The organism is Alkaliphilus metalliredigens QYMF, from assembly GCF_000016985.1.
Lineage (GTDB): Bacteria > Bacillota > Clostridia > Peptostreptococcales > Natronincolaceae > Alkaliphilus_A > Alkaliphilus_A metalliredigens.
This window is the reverse complement of the sequence record NC_009633.1, coordinates 233131-257128: the sequence shown is the minus strand read 5'-3', so window position 1 is coordinate 257128 and position 23998 is coordinate 233131. Positions and strand designations below refer to the sequence as shown.

The following is a 23998-nucleotide window of genomic DNA, read 5'->3' as shown; positions in this document are numbered from 1 at the left end:
CCCCCTATAACACCAACATTCCTGCCTGTTCCTTATCAAGATCCCGGGCCATCAATGCCGCTGCAATGTCTTTTTTTCTAATTTTCTCAGACCCTTCCATGTCTGCAAATGTTCTCCCTACCTTTAAAAACTTATGAAAAGTTCTGGCACTATATTGAAATCGATCATAGGCTAAGCGCAATAGCTTTGTGCCATCCGCCTCCAATTCACAGTACTCCTTAATTAATGAAGGGGTCATCTGGGCATTACAGTTAATTGCTTCCATTGAAGCATATCTGGTCTTTTGAATGTCCCGGGCAAACTCTACCCTTTCACGAAGTTCTGCAGAGCTCCTTCCCGACGTGTGCTCAGAGAGCTGTAAAAAATCCACTGGTTGCACATACTTCTGGATATCCATTCGATCTAGGATGGGTCCAGAAATCTTTTGTCTATATTTAATGACTTCATAATCACTACATTGGCATCGGTCACTGCCATAATGACCACAGGGACAAGGATTCATGGCCGCCACCAGCATAAAGTTAGCTGGATACGTATTGGTATACCGCACCCTTGAAATAGTGACCCTTCTATCCTCCATGGGTTGCCGTAAGGCCTCCAATGTTTTTTTGTTGAATTCAGCAATTTCATCTAAAAAGAGAACTCCATTATGGGACAAAGAAATTTCCCCCGGTAATGCGTTATTTCCTCCACCGATTAGAGAGTTTGTAGAAGCATTATGATGAGGGGCTCTGAAGGGTCTGTCTTCAATGAGATATCCCCGTTTCCTCAATAACCCCGCCACACTATAAATCTTAGTCACCTCTAGTGATTCTGCCTCCATCATACTAGGTAAAACCGTGGGGATTCTTTTGGCAATCATGGACTTTCCGCAGCCTGGAGCGCCAATCATCAACAAGTTATGCCCACCAGCTGCCGCCACCACAATGTATTCAATCATGGCATCCTGACCTTGTACTTCATTGAAATCCAATCCATAAAGATGCTGTTCCTGATGCTTAGGGGTTAATTCCAGGGGAATTTCATATTCCTTTTTACCCTCCAAAAAATCTGCAACTTCCTTTAAGGCTGAAAACCCAAATATATTCATTCCTTGTACTAAGGAGGCCTCTTGAATATTCTCCTTAGATACAATGATATTTTTTATTCCCGATTCCTTAGCAGCCATCACCATAGGCAACACCCCAACACAGGATCTTAGTTTGGCATTTAAGGATAGCTCTCCAATAAATCCATATTTTTGTATTTCCTTGGGTCTGATCTGCCCCGATTCCATTAAAAGTCCGACAGCCATGGCTAGGTCGAAATGTGTGCCGGCTTTTTTTAGATCACTGGGAGCTAGATTAATCACAATTTTCATTTTAGGAAAATGATAATCCCCATGGTTTAGTACTGCCTCTAAACGCTCCTTGGCCTCTTTGATGGCCGTATCGCCCAATCCCACAATGGATATCATTGGCTGTGAATCAATGGTCTTTGTTTCCACTTCCACCACATACCCATCTACACCTAATAAAGAAAAGCCCTTAACTACCGACGCCATGCCTTCTCCTCCTTTGATATGGAGCAATAAACAATCGCTTTTTTAACACTTGAAATATTTCACTCACTAAACTATTAGTTATAAAATGGAAAATCCCTTTAAATATTTGTCAAATAAAACTCTTTTTTGTCTAGAGCCAATATCAATAAGCTGACAAGCTGATGTTACCCAACTGGGTTTGTCAAAATCTCTCCGAAAACATACCCATAATAAAAAGGTCATAACCAGCAGCTTCAACTGCACATCATGACCCTTCCTTTACTTTATTTGGCTGATCTTAGTACTTGCAATTTTATCTCTTGGTTTTCCATTTTATTAGGATAAAGTGATGTCTCGCTGCCAATAAATTAAGTGCCTGGCACTGTTGGCTCGCTGGGTTTGATTAATGTTTTAAAACATAATATGTACTTCTTCCTTGTCCCCTTACATTTATCAACCTTTTATCCACCATATCTTTTAATATCTTTCTTCCTCTTCTATCTTTAATATCTAAAATCTTCATTACTTCTTTCGTTGTCACTTTCCCATCATTATCTTTCATATATAATATAGTTATTTTCTCTTGCTCAGTTAAGTTGCTATAAGATTCCGGCATTTCTATATATATCTCTACGTTTACAAAGTCACCTGTTTCTACAATTAAACTCAAGGGTTTTACTTTCACCTTTATTTAGTTCTTCTATTAAACCCATTTTTTCACCACCCTGATTCTTTTACAAATCTCTATCTGACATATATTTATAACTTATGCTTATTATACCATATGAAACATATACCTACCCTCTTAACCTCAACTTCTTTATTTCTATTCACTAAATATATACACCCAGAATAGTTGATAAAAAACCTAAAGAAAAAACACCTCCTGGTTTTATTTTACCAAAAGGTGTTGTTAATTATTAACAAGTTAAGTGCCTGGCACCGTGGCTGGGCTGGATGTTCTCCGTGCTCGTTAATTCAGTAACTTATTAATTTCTTCTTCACTCAAACCAGTGGCTTTCATAACTTTATCTAACTCCACACCTAAACCTATGAGGTTTCTAGCTACCTCTCTCTTTTCTTCCAATTTACCTTTTTCCATGCCTTTTTCCATGCCTTTTTCCATGCCTTCTTTTAATAATTCTTCTGCAATAGTCATGATCTCATCACTCCTTTCCACAGATACTTCCTTCACTAAATCATATATTTCGGTTAGAGTAACCCCTTTTCTTGCACTTAAAATATAATAAATAAATGTCTTGAAATACTCTATTCCCTTTTCTTGTTTCTCCAGTTTATCTAGTACTTCTACTGCCTCTTTAAATACCTTAAAAAATTCTTCATCATTCCTGAAAATAGATCTTAAAATCTTAATTACAATTTGTAGTTGTACATCTCCCTTAACCTCATCATCAGTGTAACCTGAAAGGTCATAGATTAAGTATTCATACTCTGGTATATATTTTCTTATTTCTTCTGGTAACTCTTCATAACCTTCCATAAGGTCGGATAGTCTTAGGGCTACATTCCAGTTTTCCTTGCCATGATACACTGTCATTGGAATGATCATTGGAATCTTTTCTTTCTTTTCTTTAAGCGATTTGTCATCCCAAATGCGTACCATATAGTGAAGTAGCTGTATCGCAATTCTTTTGGATGGGTAGCTCTTGTGTTCAAATAGAAAATATAAGTATCCTTCTCTACCGTTTATATTTGCCTTAAATAGTAAGTCTGAAAAACTTTCTTTCAAATCATCCTCAATGTAGTGCTCTTTTTCTGGTGTTAGTGTTTCAATATCTACAATCTTTAGCAATTCCAATGGTAAGTAATTGGTCATAAAATCCTTTGCTAATGCTAAATTCCCAAACATTTCTTTGAAAAATTTATCATGTGGCTGATGAATGATTCCCAAATAATCACTCCTCTTCGACTTCTCTAATATATATATTATACCATATCTCTTCAAGCCCTACGCATTTATTCTTTCTACTTCTTTGCCACCTAATAGCTGGTAGCCCTAAGGTTTTTCATCGTCGTCTCTTACAGCAGCGTTACACACTTTTTCCTTTTATGCTGAAGCCTTAAGAAAACACAAGAGACCTTATGACTTAGGATTACTCCCTTCTCTTTTCCCGCCTCTTTCATAACTTGATAACTTCGTGGCAGGCACCACTGGTTCTTCTTATTCCCCTTTTATCTCCCTATCTCTTATCTCAATCAATAAGTTCATAAGTTCGCATAAGTTCGTGACAGACACCGAGCCCTTACAGATCGCATCCTTTGTGTTGCTCAGGGTGAATAAGTTGATAAGTTGGTGTCAGGCACGCTGGTTCCGAGTATAGGGATGGATTCGTTTTTTATGCTATTTTTCGGAGGTTTTCCTGGGGGGGCATCATTGCATTTCACTTAATTTTATGAAAAAATTTCTTTCATATAGTCTTCATCAATATCTATATAATAGATACCATCTATAATCATACCTTCTCCTCGAAGGGTAAACAATTCGATATTCTCTGACTGTACGCTCTTTAAGAATAACAGTAACGCACCCATCTGATCTATCTCTAGATTGGTAAATATCTTGCTTTGCATTTTTAAATATAAAGGTAGCACATCAGAGAATTTACCTTTCTCCTTCGTTTGCTGGAATAAGGCCTTCATAAACTTTTGTTGTTGTTCTATTCTTGCAAAATCTCCAGTAGGTGCATTTCGATTTGACAAATAAGCCAGGACTTGTTGCCCATCGAGTTTTTGCTCTCCCTTTTCTATTCGAATTCCACCAGAATCCATACTGCGCTCCACATCTACAGTGACACCACCGATGGTATCCACAATATCTTTCACAGCATCTAAATCCATAGTAAGATAATAGTCAATATTAATATCTAGCAACCCTTCCACAGCCTCAACTGCATATTGATTTCCCTTATTTCTAGGTCCTCCGCCAAAGGCCATCGCATGGTTAATCTTGTCTTTATTATCGTTACCCGGAACATCTGTATAACTATCCCTTGGAATAGAGACCAGTTTTACGTTTTTAGCGTCTAAGTCCATTGAAGCTATCATGATGGCATCACTTCGATACCCCATGGCCCTTCCCTCTCTAACTTCTGAACTATCTACTCCTAACAAAAGAATCTTAACCACGTTTCTATTCTCATCCATACCTTCTTTTTCTCTATTATCTTTCTCTTGCTGTAAATTTTTCTCAAAGGCTTGATGTGGATCAACTATATTTTGATACTTCTGAAACCCAACTGACCCTATTATTAGTAGTATACTCACTATAGAAATTAGAGCGATTAAATTTTTTCTATTTTTATTCATTCGGTTTTCTCCTAAACATGATTAGTGCATATCTCTACGCAATAATTAGTTTTTTATACCTTTTCTCTCAACTAATGGTTCTCTTTTTACTTACAATGCATTTTATATACAGCCACTTCGCTGACGGATATGTTTTCTCCAATTTCTCTCATGGTATAGTTAGCTGCTAAGGATCGACTAATATATTTCTGTTTATAAACAGTTAAATTTCTTTTTCTTGAGCCTTTTTTTATCTCATCATGGATGGCTTCATCCTTTGTTACCTCATACAAGATTTCATCTAGGCTTTTCCTTTGAATGACTTCTACTGGCTTACTCATAGTCGTCTCCTGGTTTTCACCGATAATCAACACCTCTTCAAATGTACTACCTTCCTCCATTTTATCCCTATCCATAAATCTTTTATATTCCTTTATTGCTTCTTGTCTGTCTCTAGAAAACATATTCAAAATAAAACCGATGTCTACCATTTCTCCTTGTCTGTTCTTTCTATAATATGGATCACTGCTCCATTGATAATCCTTCACTTTTTCACACATCTTTGCCCTCACTAGATTTTGATGTACATACCGAATCAAGGATAAAAGATATTTTTCATCCTTCACTAAAATGCCTTTATATCTGTTCTCAAAAACATGTCCAGTTCTTTTATTCTGATAGTTATAGTACTTACTATATTTATTGTTTATCCTGTGCATAATATCCTGCAAAGGTGCATCTAAGGTCTTGAGAACCATATGGTAGTGGTTATCCATTAGCACAAATCCATACAACTCGAAATTCATTACAACTTTATATTCCGCTACTAGTTCCAGCAGATATGCTTTATCTTCTTTTTTCTCAAATATATACTCTCGGTTATTTCCTCTTTGGATGACGTGATAAACACCACCCCTATACTCTACCCTAGGTTTTCTTCCCAATGAAAAACACCTCCTGGTTTTATTTTACCAAAAGGTATTGTTAATTGCAATAAATTAACAAGTTAAGTGCCTGGCACCACTGTGATATTTATAATGAGGGAAGGCATGTTAGGCTCATAGCCAGGCATCACCTTAACTTAACTGCATGAACAGCTCATATTACAAAGGTGATGCCTTTGATGCCCAATGACATGCCTTTGGAGGCTCGTTGTAAATAAGACCATGGAATAAATGCGGAATACATGAGAATATCGCTAGTGGCTCACCTAGCGTGAGGGTGGCTCAACTCAAGCGTATCGATGGCTCTGGATGAGCATATTATGCATCTTCTATGGGTGTTGTTGAGAAGTCTTTATATGAGTTCATTTTAATGACAGCCTTTGGTAGGTTGCCATAGTTCATTTTGTTGCTATTAAGTATATAGTCAATTATTTTTATTCTATCAGAAGTAACATTCTTATCAATGTTCTCTTTTTCAATAAAATCTTTAATCTCTTCATAAAAAGTGATATTCTCAAGCTCATCAAAAAACTGATTGATGGATTCTGTGGCTATTTTGTCATCTAAGTATTTATAAAGGTCTTCAAACATCCTCGTGGCTGCACCACTGGCAGGTATAAACTTCACACACTTCAAATTTAAATAGTCATCACTTGTATCATTTATAGACGTCAAGTGATCCCTTCTTACTGCGGATTCTATATTGACGTATTTTGCCCCTTTCTTGAACCTTTCAATGCTCTTCTCCATCTGTGCCCCCCCCTATATGTTAAAACAGCCCTAAACAGTGTTAGGGCTTGTCCATAATTAGTCTCTACTAAATAAATCTCTTTTAGAAATTTTATCTTTTACATTTCTTTGGCCATCGTCTTAGTAGCTGATATGACTGATTTGCGTACTTTCATTTTGAAGTTGTCCTCATTTTGAAAAAAATTCTCTACGCTTTATCTGCTTTTTTTCTTTCTAGATAGCTTTTTCTTGAATAAGTTAATAAACCAAAATAGTTCTTTTACTTTCATCAAATAAATTAACAATAGATATACTAATGCACCAAAACCAATAGATACTGAAAGCACTATTAAATCAATCAAAGTGCTTCCAGTAAAACTGAAGCTAAGATAACGGTATACATGTAATGTAGCGAACCCCATAATTAACGAGGATGCTAACACCTTGATTCCTGTTGTCAACATGTTTTTAATCCCTAAAGGCCCAATTTTTCTTTTAAGCCCATATAATAAAAGTAACGAGCTTAGTATTGCTGATATTGAAGTTGCAAGTGCTAAACCTCTATGTGCCATAAACTGTACTAGTATAAAATTCAGTACAATATTTACTCCAATAGCTATAAATCCATTATACATTGGTGTTTTCGTATCTTGCAAAGCATAATACGCTCTATTTAAGAAACTCTTTAATCCCATACCTACGATTCCTATAGAATAAAAAATTAATGCACCTGCAGTCATATAAGATGCTGTAGCGTCAAAAGCTCCTCTTTCAAAGGATAATCTTACAATCGGTTCCGCTAACACAATCATCCCTACAGTTGCTGGGACTGTTATTAATAGAATCGTATTAACACCATATCTAAATACACTTTTAAATTCATCGTGATTATTTTTATCTGCTTTTTGTGAAAGTAATGGAAACAGAACAGTGACAATTGCAGCTGTGAAAATACCAATGATCAGACCTTTTAATCTATTACTATAATTTAAGGCAGATACACTTCCGTCAATTAGAGTTGATGCTAATGAGCGGTCAACAATCTTGTTAATATCACTCACAGCAACACTAATTAAGACCGGTGGCACCAAATGTAATATTTTTTTTACATAGTAATCTTTTACATCAAATATAAACTGATATTGAAAATTGATTTTTCTTAATCCAGGAATTTGAATAAGTATTTGTGCACCAACAGCTAATACACTAGCTACCATTAATCCCTTAATGCCAAGTAAATCTGCCAAAAATACAAGGAAGAATATATAAACAAAGTTAAATGGAAATTGAGCAATCGCTGACTCTGTAAACTTCATTTCACTTTGAAGGTAGCCTCTAAAGATTCCGACAGCACTTGCAAAAAAGAAAACAGGTAACCCAATTCTCATTAATAATACAGTCTGATTGAACTGTTCTCCCTCAAAACCATGAGCTAAAATTCTAATAATTAATGGCGCTAAAAACCACGCAACAATAACTAGAAAAAAAGAAATCACCATTACAATATTTAATAAATTATTAGTATGACTTCTTTTGCCTAAAATCCCTTCTTTACGTTCAACTTCTGATAATATTGGAATCATTGTAGTGTTTATAGACTGAGTGAAGAAGGTTGTGAATAGAGTTGTAGCAGTTAGGGCAATAAAAAAAGTATCGGTCTCCACACCAGAACCAAATTTTGCTGCAATTAATATTTCTCGAATAAAACCTAACACCTTGCTTGCTAATGTAAAAAACATTATTATTAAAACAGACTGTACTGCCTTTTGTGATTGTGTCATAGACTGCCTCCATAGTATTGTATTCTTAGAAGATGTTTATAAATCAGATTAGATAAAGTTATTTTACGAGCTGAATCAATCTGAGTTGTTACATCTATAGTCTTTTAACTTACCAAGAGCGCTAATATGTACAAACCCTATCTGTGCAGGGATAAGCGGTATACCTAAAACTAATGCTATTGCAAATCGATGGTATCCTGCACCACCAAAATATGGCTCACCATTTGGTCCTAAATGTATGTACACGCCACCGTTTTCCCTAAATGCCTTTTCATCTAGTTCAGCACGAGTTAATAGTTTATTTTCTTTTTTTATCTTTTCGAATACATTGTCTAGTTTTTTATACTTTAAAATTACATCTTCCTTGTTTTTACATCCATCATCAAAGACTCCTCTTTCTATTAGTCTGTAGTTATACTCATATATTCCACAATCTGACCAAGGAACTCCATCTTCCCAATGTAATTTTAGGTATTTAATCTTTTCTATTTCGTCAACATTTACTATATGGGCACCACGCGGTGGCCATTCCTTTACAACTTTACCCGAACCTTTTCGCCCAATATCTTTGATGAGATATTTACAATCCCTTGGATTTATCCAGATTCTCTCTGCAGATTTAGGAGCCTTTATCCCATAAACCAACATATTTGAAATGTCCCTTAGTAAAACTCTAAGCCATATTTTAATCCTGTTTATTACCTTTTCTAGTATATTAAAACTTTCATCTTACATTCACCCTTCATTCGTCACAATTTTCAACCTAATTTAAAATCTACATACATACCGAAGCAATCCAATCATATTTGCTAACTGAAGACGCAATTTTTGGCTAAGCCTGCAAACCCATTTTTATTAGTGCAGTTTTTACTTTTCTTTTTATACTAGCTTTAAGATTATATCCTGCATACTTCTTAACTATATACTCATATCCGCGTAAATGGTAATCCTGCCAAAACTGTTCTCTTTTTTCCGACACTTTGGACGATTCTTGCAAGTTGCGTTGCAAACAATCTTTGGTGTTGCTTTCTCTATATATTATTTTAGATTTTATATCTTCAAATAGTTTTTGTCCTTTAGCTGTGTTGATTAAGGTTAAAGAAATACCTTTGTTATCGTCAAATTGTGGCATGGTTTTTTCTATACCCCAAAAATCTGCGATTGTGATATCTGAAGGTCTTTTAAGGTTTGCATATCTGCAGTAATGGCATGAAGGTCGTAAGGCAGCATCAGAGCTAAATATATTTGCAAATGATTTAACATCAGCTGTGTTTAATTTGCTTTTCCCATTATCAAAGGCTGCATAAACATTATATCCACGCCATCCTGCTTCCTTCCATCGAAACGAATGCTGTAAAAGCTTGCCCTCGTTTTTATTTTCTAAAAAACTAACATGCTCTTTCCACAATAATGGGCTAGGTGTGCCGTGACAAACAATATCGCATAAAATTAGATTCTCCGTTTTAACCCTTGCCAAATCTAAAAAGCTTTTTAGTCCTGCATTTTGGCATGGTGTACCGGTAAATAACACTGCTTTATTTTGTTTAAGTAAATTTTTAATTTCAGAGTAAACATGATTCAACTCACTTTGAACATACTTAGAACCTCTAAATTCATCTCTTTCTTCTTTTGTAGCGGCAATTTTATGAACTACGTTCATATTTTCATCAAAGGCAACACCGCTTACTAAACCATCGCTATCTAAAATATGATCTGAAATAGCAGAGAAGATACCGCCGGATGAACTGGCCATCCTGACATCTTCATGCTTATTTTTAACTGCATAAACTTTTGGAGCGGCAAAATCATCTGAAATGTCATATCCGTTTTGAAACGCACACACTGTCCTGCATAGTCCGCAATCATTACATAGCTCTTGGTTTATTTCTGGATATAAAAAGCCTTCCTCGTCTGGTTTCATTTCTATTGCCTTTGTGGGGCAAATATGCTGACAGGACGTGCAGCCACAACAATCTTCTTTTATATCAAAAACGGATATCATCTTTTCACCATCTCCTTAGAATTTTAAAATCCTTAAACTTCAAAGTAAATTAGTTTAAAAAACATTATGTTGAATAAGTACTTTAACTAAAATCATACTTAATTGCTATTAATTATTTCTCTAATAAATTTTACTGAATTTTTTCTTTCTCCATTCAAAACTTTATTCACATTATCATAATCAATAGTTTTATCATACATTGAAACGTCTTCACTAAATATTAGCCTGTCTTTCAAGCCAAACAAATCTAAAATATTCGTTAATCTAGAATTGGTGCCAAATGCTTCCGATAATGGTTCAACAAAAAACTCTTTATTAAAGTTAATAGCAAATGCTGTTCCATGAAAAGAGTTAGTTACTATATACTGTGCGTTTTTTAAAATACCTAGAAACTCCTTTGGTCCCAAAGATTTTTCATATAAAATGCCTCGCTCATTATAATAAGGGTTCGCAATATGAACTATCTTACATCCGGTCTTTTTTGAGAGGTTTTTAGCAAAATTCATTTTATATTTCGCTTCACCAAACCCATAGACAAGTATGTAGTTTTCATTTTTTGTATAATCTTCGGCTATCTCAAACCATTTTTCTTTAGTTAATAAAAGTGTTGGGTCTAAAACTGTTTCAACATCCATACCCAGTAGTTCTTTAATAATTTTGGTACCTTGGATTTCTCTTACAGACATTTCTTTGTAACCTTTTAACATATTATAATAATCGCCAATTTTATTATCCGGAATTTTTTCAAAACCAAAACTGGCAGCATAAGAATTCTTTTTTCGACTATCATTCACAAAATCTAAAAAATACGCTGGATCCGTATTACTAAGATTTCCATTCCATACTTGATCGCTACCAGTGATGAATTTGTCATATTTTTGTTCATCTTTTTTAAGTTCATCAATAGTATAATAGGGTTTACTCAAATTCAGATAACTCTCACTAAATGCCCTAAAGGCTTTATACTTTAAATTATTGTTTTTTGATAAGAAAATAAATCTTATATAGTCCTTAATTGTTTTGCAATCGCCAATTTTTGTTTCCCTGTGCTTACTCTCCAACAAATCATTTCTATAATCTAATACTGTGCAATTGCCACCAAGTTCCTCAATCCTTTTTTGCAAGGCATAAACTTGTAAAACAGCACCATAATTTATAGCCCTATGAAATGCAATGGTGGCAATGTTTTGCTTGTTATTAATATCCATTGTTTCTCACCCTCTCAATATTACTTTAATACGATATTTGCTTTCTTTTATTCTCTACATACCCCACAAAAGCTATCACAACGCCCCAAATCATCCACATCCAGGAGCTTCCTACATTAGAGCTTGATGATATTGCACTAACTATAAAAGCTGACATTAGTGATATAAGCCCTAGAGAAGTTGTTCTGATAAATTTATCATCTGATTTTATGTACGCCTTGTAAAATATCTTAAACATTTTTAAATACGTCCATATATAACCCATAAATATAAATACACCATAACCCACTAAAATTTCCATCCACCAATTATGCATGTTTCGAATTGTACCTGTATAATACACTTTATAATTCTCCATCCAAAAGTCTATATTCCCTGCGCCCACGCCGAAACCTATCGTTTCTTTTAGAAATAACAACCCATTCTTTATTAATCCAACTCTAATACCATCTGAGCCTGTTCCAGCAAAGTTGAAATTAAGTCTATCTGAAACAAATGTTAGTATTTGATTTAAAACGAAGGGGTTAAATATTAATAGCGGAACGCCGAACATTAAAAGTATAGTCTTTACAGTGAGCTTCCTATAAAAATTTAAATAAGTAAATACCAGTATCCCAATAGCCAGGCCTAACATATTTGCCCTGGAATCTGTTCTCACTAATAAATAAATTGATGATATTAGATTAAAGATGCTTATGCTTTTTAATATTTTTGAATTTGTATTTACAAAAACAATATAAGTTATAAAAATGCCTAATGTTATTACTGTGGCAAAATCATTTGTATTACCAAACATTGATACAGGTGTCCTTGCAACGGCATTATAACCAAACTGGCCATGCCTATCTATTCTGGTCATATCTGCAAATCTATACACGCCTGTTGAAACTTCGTTTAAACCAATTAGGTTATGTATTACTAGCATTATAAAAAACACAAGAAACACTTTTGAAAAATCTTTTTTTTCTTTTAAGTAAACAGAAAAAGTCCATATACAAAGAAAACCAACCGTGATGTAGAAAACAGCTCTTATCCAATAATCATAATCTTTAACCCATCCTAAACTGAGAATTGCATAAAATAGCCACAAGAGGTAGAACCTAATTATTTTTGATTGAATGCTTAGGTTATTTAGTGCAAATTTTTTATTTGATTTTAGATAATTAAAGATTGTTAGAATAGCTAACAACATTAAGCTTATACGGAATAAAGATAATTCCATAAAGCCAAGGCTTATTGATATAAAGTCTGCTGCCATCAATGAAGACGCAACAATTAAAAGCACTGATTTTTTCATAGTTGTACCTTTCTGTCTTTTAAAACATTCCTATATGTCTCCGTTAGTCGCTTAGCAATTGCTTCAGGAGAAAATTTATCAACCATTTCTTTTGAAATTTTTTCTCTATCAAACTTATTGCTTTCGTTATACATTTTTAACATAGAATTGGTTAGAGCTTCGGCATCATCTACTTCAATCAAAATGCCATTATCTTTATGGACAAATTCTTCCGGGCCACCGCAGTTTGTTGCTATAACTGGTAACCCTGCTGCTAAAGCCTCTATATATGCCACACCAAAGGTTTCCAGTTTTGATACTAAAACAAAGCAATCACTTTCATGCATTCTTTTTGCAATTTCTTTTCTATCCCTTAAACCCATCAAAAAAATTTGCTCAGTTAGTTTGTATTCAGCAATCATTTGTTCAAGTTTAGACCGCTCTGCCCCTTCACCAAAAATATATAGCTTAACTTTTTTCTTATCTTTAAAAGCTATATTAAAAGAATCAATTAGCACGTCCATACTTTTTCTAGGTATTAAGCCTCCCGTTGATACAAACACATAATCGTCATTTTCTTTTCTTCTGTTGATGTAGTTAAAGCTTTCTGTATCAACCATATTGGGAATTACTGTGGCTTTAACTTCAAATTTTTCTTCAATATTATTTGCAAGAGCCTCGCTTACGGTTATAAGCTTGTCAACATTTGGGTAGGTTTCAGTGCCTAATGTAATGAGACTAGGCTCTAAAGCTTTATTATTCATTGCTGATAAATGTTCTGTTAGTGCAATAGGAATGTTCTGCTTTGCTAAAACTTCGGTAGAAATATTGCCATAACCTAAAAAATGTGCGTGAATTATGTCAGGCTTGCCATATTTTGATTCAATTCTTTTATATAAATTTTTAAGCCCTTGCATTTGTATTTGCCTTAAGATTGTTTTGGGAATCCTACCACCAGGTATATTAATAGCCTCTACTTGAACTCCATCTTGTTCGAAACTTTCACCCCCCCATTTTCGCCATCTTCTAATAGACCTAACATCAATGGCAGCATAAATAACCTTATGCCCCGCTTGGACTAAGGCTTTAGCTTGGTCAAACTCAAAAATTCCATTCATTTTATATTTATCTGTTGGGTACCCTCTAGCAATTATTAAAATATACATTAAAACACCTCGTCTCTTGACATTTCAACTTTTATAGAGTGCATTATAACTTTCAGCAATTATATTCCAAATGTGAAACTTTGCTTCTTTTAATCTAGCTTCATTCGCTGTAAACTCTACTGAAGTTTGTTTAATACCTTCGTCTCCAACTTCATTTGTTGGATCAATTCCAGCCTTATATAATTCTATCTTCTTTTTATTTAGGTCAAAACTTATTACATCAATCTTCTTAGCAAATGCTACTACTAAAGGCATGCCTACATAACCTAAGCCAATAACCAAAATCTTTCTTGTCTATTTATTATTCTTTCATATAACTACGTTTTTGACATTTCAAATCACATCCTAATTTTTATTGCTTTCTATTCAAGGGAATCTATACATTGTGTTGAATTAACTATCTTACATCCATACTGAAGATTTATCTACACAATATATCTGCTATCCTCTTACTTGCAAATCCATCTCCATAAGGATTACTCGCTTGACTCATTTTGTCATATTCGTTTTGATTTTCAAGTAATTGCTTGAACGTCTTGTAGATAACCTCTTCATCCGTTCCTACTAACTTGAGTGTTCCAGCAGCTATTCCTTCTGGCCTTTCAGTCGTATCACGCATAACAAGAACTGGCTTCCCCAAACTCGGAGCTTCTTCTTGAATCCCACCGCTGTCTGTTAAAATCAGATGAGAACGAGATAAGAAGTTATGAAAATCTAATACTTCAAGTGGCTCAATTATTCTTATTCTATCCGTATCTCCAAGAATTTCCTGTGCCGCCTTTCTTACAATAGGATTCATATGAATTGGATAGATCGCTTTTATGTCGGCTGTTTCATCGATGATACGTTTGATCGCTCTAAACATATTTCTCATAGGTTCGCCAAGGTTCTCTCTTCTGTGAGCTGTTATCATGATTAACCTACTATCTGCAGCCCATCTCAAGTGCTCATGACTATAATCACCTCGAACCGTAGTTTTAAGGGCATCGATTGCTGTATTACCAGTCACATGAATAGTTTCAAGATCCTTCCCTTCTTTAAGAAGATTCTCTTTTGACATTTCAGTTGGTGCAAAGTTGAAATTTGATACAATGCCAACTGCTTGTCTATTAAACTCCTCTGGATATGGAGAGTAGATGTTGTAAGTTCTCAGTCCCGCTTCTACATGTCCCACAGGAATCTGCAGATAAAAGCAGGCTAGCGCAGTTACAAATGTAGTAGATGTATCTCCATGTACCAACACTACATCAGGTCTGACTTCTTCGAGAACAGCTTTCATTTTTTCTAGAATGTTAACTGTGACGTCAAATAGTGTCTGCTTCGCTTTCATAATAGAAAGATCATAGTCTGGGACCACATCAAATGCATTTAAAACCTGATCTAGCATTTCTCTATGTTGTCCTGTTACACAAACAACTGTATTCAGTTTTTCTCTTGTCTTTAGTTCTTTAACTAGGGGACACATCTTTATTGCTTCAGGTCTTGTCCCAAAAACCACCATTATTTTTTTCATGTCTACTCATCCTAACTTATAATTTATAAACCCCATCAAAATCACAAATATTCTTAGTATCAAGTATAAATTTATCTTTAACTAAATCTAAATTATTTTTTATATGATCATGAGCTGTAATAATTACCAGAATCTTTATCTCATTTAAGAAATCTTCGAAGTTCATGAACTGATGATCAACGATTCTCTCTTTAATGAAAGGATCATACACTTTAACTCCAAAAGCTAAATGCTCGTCCATTCTTTCGAGAAGCTGAAGTGTAGGGCTTTCTCTAGTATCATCAACATTTTCTTTATAAGCAAGTCCATAAATACCGATTTTTGAGATATCAGTAATTTTGTGCTCTCTCATGATATCTCTTATTCTTCCTAATACATGGGTAGGCATAGAATCATTAATTTTTCTAGCTGTAAGAATCAAATTGGTTAGATCTGGATAATCTCCTACTAAAAACCACGGATCTACTGAAATACAGTGACCACCTACCCCTGGCCCTGGCTGAAGAATATTAACCCTTGGGTGCTTATTAGCTATACGTATAATCTCATAAACATCCATCTTATCTGTTCTACAAATCTTAGCTAGTTCATTAGCAAAAGCTATATTAACATCTCTATAAGTGTTTTCTACTACTTTTGACATTTCTGCTGATCTAATATCAGTAACTACAATCTCCGATTTGCAAAAACTCGAATATATTTCTTTTACTTTCTCACCTATAATAAGATCATCAGCACCAACAGTTCTCGAATTATATTCAAGCTCATAAATCATGTTTCCAGGTATAATTCTTTCAGGAGCATGTACTAAATGAACGTCCTTTCCAAGTTCAAAACCTCTTTTAGCTATCTCAGGTCTAACATATTTATCTATAGATCCTGGTGATATTGTAGACTCAATAATTAAAACCGCTCCTTTTTCACATACATCAAGAACTGTATTAACTGCTGAAATCACATATTTAGGATCTAGTTTCTTACTTGAATTTATATAAGGTGTAGGGACAGCTATAATATAAGTATCAGTTTTTTGATATTCGGTCGTAAACTTAATACCTTTTTCTATAGCATCGTTAAAAAGTTCTTCTAAGCCTTCTTCCTCAAAAGTCAACTTCCCTTTTGCAAGTGAGTCTATTAATTTTTCGTTTAAATCCGTTCCAACTACTTCAACTCCACTCTTAGCAAACATTAAAGCTGTTGGCAAACCTATATATCCAAGTCCTATTACATTAATTTTAGATGTCATCTATAATCCCCCTAAATAATTTTTCCGATAGCTTTTATTAAATTTTTGTTATGCTTATTCAAATCCCAATCATTCCTAAATAATTGTGATTTTTCTTCTATGCTTTTTAAATAATTAAGATCCTCTTTGAGCAATGATAAAACTTTTATTAATTCTGTTTTAGAATTAAAAAGTATCGTTTTTCCTATATCATATTTTTCTACTATATCCCCTAAATAAGTATTTTTTGATGCGATAATAGGTGTAGAAGTAAATGCAGCCTCATACAACCTATTCGGTAGAGCTATCTGAACATTTTTTAATTCTGCATCATAAACAGAGTAAATACAATCAACATGCTCATATAATTTTTTTATTTCTTCGTTATATTTATACTCACCATAAACCTCTACATTCTCATAATTTTTAGCATATTCTTTGATTCTAAGATAGTCTTTTCCTGCACCAGCAATAAGCACATTAATATTTGCTTCAATAGATGCATCAATTAGCATTTCCAACTGTTCAGCATATCGAATGGCTCCTATAAATCCAACAGTGAATTTTTCATTTGTTTTCCTGTGAAAACCATCAAACACAAGTGGATCAGGTGTATTAGGCATAAAAACAACTTTATCTTTAGAAATAAAATCTTGATAAAACTGATTGTAAAAAAATTCTGAAGTTACTATTAGCAATTCTATTGATTTACATAATGATTTTTCAGTTTTTTTAATAAGCTTGGATATCAATTTCTTATAAGTTTTCTTCTGCTGATCAACCATTAATGTATGTAAATCACTAACCTCATAAACTAATCTTACATTTGTTTTTGTAATCTTTTTATATAATACAGCCGCAAAAAGAATATCTGTTTTAGATAAATAGAGAACATCCGGTTCTACCCTTTTTGCGATTGCAATAATTTCTCTTATTACACTTATAGTTGCTCCTAATCTTTTTATGGGACTTCCTTCGTTTGCCTTTCTCTTAATGACAGTAACTTTAGATTCCTTAGGCAACTCATTTATTTTTTTATTTCCTAAATTTCTATCCCAATAAATTACATGAACATCATAATTTATAAGTAAAGCCTTTACTCTTTTAATCATCCTAGGATTAGGTGTATGGGGAAAAACAACTAAAAAAATTTTTTTAATATTATTCATATACTCACATCCAATTTAGCTATTATATTTCTATTTTTTATCTTGCTATACTAGCTTTCTTAATTCAATTTACTTCTTTTACCTGTAATTCAATACCTTTTTCAAAACTAATGGGCTTATACCCAAAGTCCTTAGTTGCCTCGTCATGTGAAAAAGCTTTATTTTCATTTAATCTTAGAACTTGCTCAGCTTTGAGCTTGGGCTTGCTCGATATATTTTCATATATCTTCAACAGACTATAACTTAACTTCATCGGAACATGAATTTTTAATATCTTCTTACCGAGTACCCTCCCCATAACGTCCACTACTTCGTTGTAAGTAAGTGCTTTTAATCCTGAAATATTGTAAGCCTTCTTTATACTCTTATCAGTTTCATATGCACTTACTACAGCCCAAGCAAGATCTTTAACATAAACAGGTTGCTGCAAATATGTTCCATTTCCCAATATTGGCAATACAGAAAACTTCTTAAGATATTGAACTAATCTCCACATATTTCTGTCTTTCGGAGTTCCATAAATCATGGTAGGCCTAATTATTGTATAGTCTAAATTGCTTTCTTTAATTAGCCTTTCCGCTTCAAGTCGTATGCCTTTGCTATCTGGATTCAATTTTGTGAAAATCCCTGTAGTACTGATGAAAATTGCTCTATTGATATTCATTTCCTGACACGCATTAACGATATGGGGAGCATGTCCAAATCCAAGAGATGCTATATTTATTAAAGTTTCTTTATCTTTTAATGCATTACATATTGACTCGTAATCATCTAATTTACCAAATATGTAAGGAACATTCAGCTCTTTTATTTTCTCTAGATTACTTGTTTCTCTAACAAAACATGTAACTTTATGTCCTCGCTTCACCATCTCTTCTAGTACAAATCCACCAAGAAAACCTGTAGCTCCAGTTAATAAGATCATCTTCCCACCCTCTACGCATTATTTATAATTTCTAAGTACCTTTCAGCAAGCTTATTCCTTAAATAGTTTTTCTCAACAAATTCAGGCCCACTGGCTTTCATTTGATTATATTTTTCTTTGTCATTTATTAGTTCTTCTATTGCTGCTGCTATTTCATCCGAATTGTCTGGTTTTACAACAACTGCCGCTTTAGAATCCTGGAGTATTTGCGCAGCTTCTCCTTCTAAGCTTGCTACAATAGGTACTCCACAAGCCATAATTTCAAACATTTTTGAAGGAATAAAAGTCTTAAATAATTCAATATTCTTTAAAGGTATTAGGCATAAATCTGATAAATTATAAAACTCTGGAATTAGTTCCTTTGGTTGTGCATCAATAAACTGAACATTTTTCAATTCTTCTTCTCTAAGAATTTGTTTAAGTTTATCCTTTTCAGCACCCTCACCAACAAACACAAATTCAATATTTTTATATATTCTAAGTTTTTTTGCGACTTCTAATATCGTACTTAAGTTTTGAGAGATCCCATGTGCTCCCACATATGAAACCACAAACTTATCTTCTAAGTTATGTTTATTAATTAACTCTTGATTCTTTTCTTTCGGATAAAAAAGATCTTGATTAACGCCATTGGTAATAACATGTACTTTGTCTCCACTAATACCACGGTTAACCACATTATCTTTAAATGATTGAGTAACCATAATTAGCTTCTTGCTTTTTCTATAAAAGAATAATTCCATTTTCTCGAGCACTCTCGTTATAAAACCTTCTTTCATTACACCTAACTCTATCATCGCTGCTGGCCATAAATCTCTTATCTCTAGAACAAAATCGGCTTTCTTTCTTAAGCTATACCAATAGCCTGAAAAAATCGAGAAGAAAGTTGGCGAACTTGTTATAATTATATCTGGTTTATCAATCTTCTTCATAGAATAAAACACAGATGAAAACATAAACGAAATATGGCCCAATGTTTTTTTTATAAACCCTTTATTTGGAGTAGCATATACATAATTTCTATGCACATGAATTCCATCCATATTTTCTAACTTATATTTCATACCTTTATATTCATCAGGAATAATCCCAGTCGGATGATTAGGAAAGCATGTTACAACGTGAACTTCATTACCTAATTCAACCCATCGTTTTGACATCTCATATAATCGAGCAGATGGTGCACCTATTTCTGGAGGGAAATAATGACATATCACTACTATCTTCATATTTTTTCTCCCAACTTGTTTAAATTTATAATAAACTCTTTATCTGTTCTAATCGTAAGCACATCATTAGATATTTCTGCATTACACTTAATATCCTTAAGACAAATTAAATATCCAAAGAAATCTAAGTCGTCACTCTTCGTGAAAACAATGTGCTCATTTTCTTCTTTCAAATTAAAAGCACTAGAATACCAACCTTTTGATATAGATACATCTTTAGCAGAGACATGGATGATATTTATATTCATACTATCTTTCTTAATTTTTACAGTTTCACTAAGAGATACTTTTACATTAGGATTTAGGTGAACATAACTTCTCACTTCTTCACTAGCTTTTGCTTCTACTTTATCCAGTACCAATAGGACATTCTCATCTATCTCACCAATATACCTGGTGTGTTTTGCTCCAAAGTATGTCTTATAGGCACCACTGATAAAACTTAGTCCTTTATAATTAAAGCGACGTCTTATTACATCGCTAATCCTATTTGCAACTCTAAAACTCCCCCAAAATTGTGACTGCTCTCTATTACCAATCATTACTGTGTTATGAGCTTTAGTTTTTCTAAAGTGATTTCTCCACTCTCCACCTTCATATTGGTAGGTCCCTGAATTAACTAGTATTGGTATCCCATCCATTGATAGCTCATAACTTAAAGCGTCACAATGTCCATGAGCTGGCAAATATGAAGGGCATATTTCACCACAATCAAGTATCAATTTATATTGATCATTTCTAAGAATGTAATATCCACTATCCTTAAATGAATCTATATACTTAGGGGTTAGGTCAAACTCTTGTTTGCAAGTTTCTAATAAGCAATCATAATTTTTGCTAATCCCATCTGTACTATCATTAAATGCAGGTGTTTTGCCGAATCCTTCTTCAAAGCTATACATTACATCTATCATTTTTTTAATGTACTCACTTAACTTTGCATATACAGATTCATTCTTTAGCCGCACAGTTATTTTTATCAAATCTTCTAGAATAATCTTATGATACATAGGAGTTAATTCAAAATGCATTCCATCTTCTAATATCTGTTCTTCCAGTTGTTTAAGCAGCTCTTTAGTAAATTTAGACTTAACTTGTTCTTTTCCAAAAAAAATACTCCCTATTATTAAGGCTTTAATGTTTTCAAAATAATGATTGCCTAGAACATCTTTCTCTAGATTCTTCTGTAAGTAACTATATTGAGTATAAAGAGATTTAGCTATCTGATCTCTAAAGTCAATATCATTATTAATTTCATCTATGAATAGTTCATATGTTGTAATCCAATTAGTGATTCTTAATGAAATCGTATATGGATGCCAACCATCACCATATGGGCATGGATTATTGACAATCCAATTAATTATTAGCTCTTTATATTTCTCATAATACTTGGGGTTCTTATCGCCATTGAGATATTGAAATCCCAGTTTGTACAAATACTCAAAATAATGAAGGTTGTACCTCCAAAGATGCTGAAGAGACTTATCATTCCATGCACTATCTAAAGATACTTTGTGGCTGATATTTATAAAGTCAAATTCATTATTCAGGATTCCTTCTATATCGAATCTATTTAAATATTCACTATCAAAATCCAAACTTGGAATTAAAAATTTCGCTTTCTTTATTGCTTTGATTTCACTAGGTGTGTTGATTACTAAGATCTTGCGTTTATAAAGTTCTCTTTTCAATCTATTTGTTAATCTGTAGACGCCTTGAGAAGGTTTGAGATACTTTATTGTATTCATAAAAAGGATTAATTTATTGTCCATTCAAAGCACCTCATCTAATCATTATTGTCTAACTGACTCTTTATCAGCTTTTTTCGTCCCAGTCCCACCTTCAACAACTCCATCAGTCCTCAGTACGCTTATCACCGTCCCAAAGAAGCATCTGACATCCATCATGAAACCAATCTTCTCAGCGTATTCTCCATCAAGTTTCGCCTTAACATCAATCTCAAGTTCATCTCTACCATTAATCTGCGCCCAGCCCGTGAGGCCAACAGGAACGTCATTCGCACCGTACTTATCTCTTTCTTCAATCAGATCATACTGATTCCAAAGCGCAGGCCTAGGACCAATAATACTCATTTCACCTTTAAAAATGTTGATGATTTGTGGTAGCTCGTCCAGAGATGTTCTGCGTAGGAACTTACCCACCTTAGTAATCCACTGATCCGGATTATCTAAAAGATGTGTTGGGGTGTCCTTTGGCGTGTCAATTCTCATGGTTCTAAACTTCAATATATTAAAATGACTCTTATGGATCCCCACTCTCTTCTGTTTAAAGAGAACAGGTCCAGGGGAGTCAACCTTGATTGCTAAAATAAGTACTAAAAAAACAGGAGATAATATGATAAGTCCTAGTGATGAAAGTATGATATCTATTAATCTTTTGATTTTTAAGTAAACCATGGTTAGTTCCTCCTGCTATGACTGATTTCAAAATATTTTATAGGTTGTTACCATTCCATGCTAAACCCATCTCTTATATTTACGATGAACGGTTTGCTCTTTCCATGACAAACTCCATTTTTAACTAAATAACATTCAATAATGTGTGTTCCAACATAAGAGGTTGATTCTTTTCTAATTCTTTTCCCTTCAACAATCTGACCATCATAAAAGTCCCCTCTCAAGCAATTACTACTTTTTGCCTCTGTGCCTGTATTGGTAACTTGCCAATGAACTTCATATTGTTTTATATTTTCAGCTTTAGCTTCAAATTTTAAATCAACGTTTTTAGTAAGAAAATCACCACTATTAAACTGTTTTGGAAAGCTAAAACCACTTTTAGTCTTTGTTGCTTTGATATAAATATCAACCCAACTATAGACATTCCAATTTGGCTTCTGTCTGTGAGGAATAGCCTCAACTCTTGTCATAACTTTATCAGCCTTAACTAAATCTTTTGATTTAGCCTCAGATATTCCTAATTGCTCTGATATCTTCTTTTGAAAATCATCACCATAAATATCAATTGATTCGTTGTATGGCGTTAAACTCTTCTTAGCTTCTTTTAGCCAAGTATCAAAATGATTCTTAAGTGATTGGTCTCCATTCCATTTGTCAGCAAAATTTTCAAGTGGATTAACCGGATTCAAAATACGATACTCGCCATTAATTTCTTGAATATATCCATTCATATTATCAACAACATACTTCAATACATCTCGGATATTATCTCCACCTCTATATGCTTTTGCAGCAAGGGTTGAGATGATAATCGAAGAAGGTTTTTTCTCTGGATTATCTTTAAACATAATATCTCTATGACGCTTGAGTATCTGAATCGTCTTTTGTAGTGGAGTTTTAACTTTATATTCTTTAAGCTCTTCTGCTTTCATCTGAAACTTTTCAGCCAACATTGCTCGCTTTTCAATAAAGTTTGATTGCTCCTGAAACCATAAATAGTAGCCTTGAGGATTACTTATTTCCCAGTCATTTGAGATCATATTATAAGCTTCTGACCTTTTATCCGTTATTGCTATTGCTCTTTCTTTATAGCTTGTAGTTTCTGCATATTTAAATATTTCTAGCTGGTCAATGAACTTCTTCGAGTCATCTACACAAGGTAAAATATCCATGTGGAATTTTGCTTCATCATGATAATTTAGTGTCCAGCATCTCTTTCCATTCTTAGGTTCATTAATCATGCCTTTGCTTTTAGCATAGGTAGTTACTTCTTGACCCAATAACGTCTTCAATTCCTTCTGACTAATCTCTTGTTTTGATAGATTATTAAATTTGCAAACCATATCTATGTCATAGCTATCATTTTCGCCAATCGGTTTTATTACTGTCCCCAATTTAAAGGAACCTTGTAAAAAAATTTGAGGCTGATGCTCTCTTAAGGTTGAATCATCCCGACCTAACCAGTTACTAAAAGAAGAATAACTGGTGTTGGCTTTTTCATAGTAACTCTCAGGGATATCGAGTTCTTTATAAAGTTGTTCGTAATAATCGTCTATTTCAGAAAATAGAAGCATTTATATTAC

21 protein-coding genes are annotated in these 23998 nt (G+C 33.8%); all 21 read right to left on the bottom strand.

Annotated elements, in window-relative coordinates:
• Positions 1 to 4: 4 nt before the first annotated feature.
• Positions 5 to 1543, bottom strand: a complete 1539-nt coding sequence (locus AMET_RS01160) for a YifB family Mg chelatase-like AAA ATPase (RefSeq protein WP_011971364.1) — start codon at positions 1541 to 1543, stop codon at positions 5 to 7.
• 382 nt (positions 1544 to 1925) lie between these two features.
• Entirely contained in the window at positions 1926 to 2207 is a 282-nt protein-coding gene (locus AMET_RS01155; protein ID WP_041720201.1) for a helix-turn-helix transcriptional regulator, read from the bottom strand.
• A 288-nt stretch (positions 2208 to 2495) separates the two neighbouring features.
• On the bottom strand, positions 2496 to 3434 hold the full coding sequence (locus AMET_RS01150) for an Rpn family recombination-promoting nuclease/putative transposase (protein ID WP_011971362.1): 939 nt from the start codon (positions 3432 to 3434) through the stop codon (positions 2496 to 2498).
• 500 nt (positions 3435 to 3934) lie between these two features.
• Positions 3935 to 4849: an LCP family protein gene (locus tag AMET_RS01145; protein ID WP_011971361.1), complete on the bottom strand. Its 915-nt coding sequence runs from the start codon at positions 4847 to 4849 to the stop codon at positions 3935 to 3937.
• A gap of 86 nt (positions 4850 to 4935) precedes the next feature.
• Positions 4936 to 5772 (bottom strand): transposase, encoded by an 837-nt coding sequence (locus AMET_RS01140; protein ID WP_011971360.1) that lies wholly within the window; start codon positions 5770 to 5772, stop codon positions 4936 to 4938.
• Between the two features lie 318 nt (positions 5773 to 6090).
• Entirely contained in the window at positions 6091 to 6522 is a 432-nt protein-coding gene (locus AMET_RS01135; RefSeq protein WP_011971359.1) for a DUF4301 family protein, read from the bottom strand.
• 194 nt (positions 6523 to 6716) lie between these two features.
• Entirely contained in the window at positions 6717 to 8282 is a 1566-nt protein-coding gene (murJ, locus tag AMET_RS01130; protein ID WP_011971358.1) for a murein biosynthesis integral membrane protein MurJ, read from the bottom strand.
• A gap of 75 nt (positions 8283 to 8357) precedes the next feature.
• Positions 8358 to 8930, bottom strand: coding sequence for a hypothetical protein (locus AMET_RS01125; RefSeq protein ID WP_011971357.1), 573 nt, complete (start codon positions 8928 to 8930; stop codon positions 8358 to 8360).
• Between the two features lie 184 nt (positions 8931 to 9114).
• A complete protein-coding gene (locus AMET_RS01120) occupies positions 9115 to 10284 on the bottom strand; it encodes a Coenzyme F420 hydrogenase/dehydrogenase, beta subunit C-terminal domain (protein ID WP_011971356.1) in 1170 nt (389 codons plus the stop codon).
• 98 nt (positions 10285 to 10382) lie between these two features.
• On the bottom strand, positions 10383 to 11492 hold the full coding sequence (locus AMET_RS01115; protein ID WP_011971355.1) for a polysaccharide pyruvyl transferase family protein: 1110 nt from the start codon (positions 11490 to 11492) through the stop codon (positions 10383 to 10385).
• 25 nt (positions 11493 to 11517) lie between these two features.
• Positions 11518 to 12789 (bottom strand): O-antigen ligase family protein, encoded by a 1272-nt coding sequence (locus tag AMET_RS01110; protein ID WP_011971354.1) that lies wholly within the window; start codon positions 12787 to 12789, stop codon positions 11518 to 11520.
• Entirely contained in the window at positions 12786 to 13934 is a 1149-nt protein-coding gene (locus tag AMET_RS01105; RefSeq protein WP_011971353.1) for a glycosyltransferase, read from the bottom strand. Before AMET_RS01105 ends, AMET_RS01110 begins: the two co-directional genes overlap by 4 nt.
• Positions 13935 to 13958: 24 nt before the next feature.
• Positions 13959 to 14216 carry a UDP-glucose/GDP-mannose dehydrogenase gene (locus AMET_RS01100; protein WP_011971352.1) on the bottom strand — a complete coding sequence of 86 codons (258 nt, stop codon included), beginning with the start codon at positions 14214 to 14216 and terminating at the stop codon, positions 13959 to 13961.
• A gap of 139 nt (positions 14217 to 14355) precedes the next feature.
• Positions 14356 to 15447, bottom strand: coding sequence for a non-hydrolyzing UDP-N-acetylglucosamine 2-epimerase (gene wecB / locus AMET_RS01095; protein WP_011971351.1), 1092 nt, complete (start codon positions 15445 to 15447; stop codon positions 14356 to 14358).
• A gap of 16 nt (positions 15448 to 15463) precedes the next feature.
• The gene (locus AMET_RS01090; RefSeq protein WP_011971350.1) at positions 15464 to 16693 is read right to left on the bottom strand and encodes a nucleotide sugar dehydrogenase; all 1230 of its coding nucleotides are present in this window, start codon (positions 16691 to 16693) and stop codon (positions 15464 to 15466) included.
• 11 nt (positions 16694 to 16704) lie between these two features.
• A complete protein-coding gene (locus tag AMET_RS01085; RefSeq protein ID WP_011971349.1) occupies positions 16705 to 17841 on the bottom strand; it encodes a glycosyltransferase in 1137 nt (378 codons plus the stop codon).
• Positions 17842 to 17905: 64 nt separating this feature from the next.
• Positions 17906 to 18766, bottom strand: coding sequence for an SDR family oxidoreductase (locus AMET_RS01080; protein ID WP_011971348.1), 861 nt, complete (start codon positions 18764 to 18766; stop codon positions 17906 to 17908).
• A gap of 11 nt (positions 18767 to 18777) precedes the next feature.
• On the bottom strand, positions 18778 to 19995 hold the full coding sequence (locus AMET_RS01075; protein ID WP_011971347.1) for a glycosyltransferase family 4 protein: 1218 nt from the start codon (positions 19993 to 19995) through the stop codon (positions 18778 to 18780).
• On the bottom strand, positions 19992 to 21746 hold the full coding sequence (locus AMET_RS01070; protein WP_207636409.1) for a heparinase II/III family protein: 1755 nt from the start codon (positions 21744 to 21746) through the stop codon (positions 19992 to 19994). Before AMET_RS01070 ends, AMET_RS01075 begins: the two co-directional genes overlap by 4 nt.
• A 45-nt stretch (positions 21747 to 21791) precedes the next feature.
• Entirely contained in the window at positions 21792 to 22415 is a 624-nt protein-coding gene (locus AMET_RS01065) for a sugar transferase (RefSeq protein WP_011971345.1), read from the bottom strand.
• Positions 22416 to 22462: 47 nt separating this feature from the next.
• The gene (locus AMET_RS01060; RefSeq protein WP_011971344.1) at positions 22463 to 23989 is read right to left on the bottom strand and encodes a nucleotidyltransferase; all 1527 of its coding nucleotides are present in this window, start codon (positions 23987 to 23989) and stop codon (positions 22463 to 22465) included.
• Positions 23990 to 23998 lie beyond the last annotated feature (9 nt).

Coding starts and splice junctions, on each gene's coding strand:
- AMET_RS01115 (WP_011971355.1), bottom strand. CDS start 11,492: ATGGATATTAATAACAAGCAAAACATTGCCACCATTGCATTTCATAGG.
- AMET_RS01125 (WP_011971357.1), bottom strand. CDS start 8,930: ATGTTGGTTTATGGGATAAAGGCTCCTAAATCTGCAGAGAGAATCTGG.
- AMET_RS01135 (WP_011971359.1), bottom strand. CDS start 6,522: ATGGAGAAGAGCATTGAAAGGTTCAAGAAAGGGGCAAAATACGTCAAT.
- AMET_RS01145 (WP_011971361.1), bottom strand. CDS start 4,849: ATGAATAAAAATAGAAAAAATTTAATCGCTCTAATTTCTATAGTGAGT.
- AMET_RS01060 (WP_011971344.1), bottom strand. CDS start 23,989: ATGCTTCTATTTTCTGAAATAGACGATTATTACGAACAACTTTATAAA.
- AMET_RS01120 (WP_011971356.1), bottom strand. CDS start 10,284: ATGATATCCGTTTTTGATATAAAAGAAGATTGTTGTGGCTGCACGTCC.
- AMET_RS01090 (WP_011971350.1), bottom strand. CDS start 16,693: ATGACATCTAAAATTAATGTAATAGGACTTGGATATATAGGTTTGCCA.
- AMET_RS01075 (WP_011971347.1), bottom strand. CDS start 19,995: ATGAAGATAGTAGTGATATGTCATTATTTCCCTCCAGAAATAGGTGCA.
- AMET_RS01160 (WP_011971364.1), bottom strand. CDS start 1,543: ATGGCGTCGGTAGTTAAGGGCTTTTCTTTATTAGGTGTAGATGGGTAT.
- AMET_RS01080 (WP_011971348.1), bottom strand. CDS start 18,766: ATGATCTTATTAACTGGAGCTACAGGTTTTCTTGGTGGATTTGTACTA.
- AMET_RS01110 (WP_011971354.1), bottom strand. CDS start 12,789: ATGAAAAAATCAGTGCTTTTAATTGTTGCGTCTTCATTGATGGCAGCA.
- AMET_RS01065 (WP_011971345.1), bottom strand. CDS start 22,415: ATGGTTTACTTAAAAATCAAAAGATTAATAGATATCATACTTTCATCA.
- murJ (WP_011971358.1), bottom strand. CDS start 8,282: ATGACACAATCACAAAAGGCAGTACAGTCTGTTTTAATAATAATGTTT.
- AMET_RS01070 (WP_207636409.1), bottom strand. CDS start 21,746: ATGAATACAATAAAGTATCTCAAACCTTCTCAAGGCGTCTACAGATTA.
- AMET_RS01085 (WP_011971349.1), bottom strand. CDS start 17,841: ATGAATAATATTAAAAAAATTTTTTTAGTTGTTTTTCCCCATACACCT.
- AMET_RS01105 (WP_011971353.1), bottom strand. CDS start 13,934: ATGTATATTTTAATAATTGCTAGAGGGTACCCAACAGATAAATATAAA.
- wecB (WP_011971351.1), bottom strand. CDS start 15,447: ATGAAAAAAATAATGGTGGTTTTTGGGACAAGACCTGAAGCAATAAAG.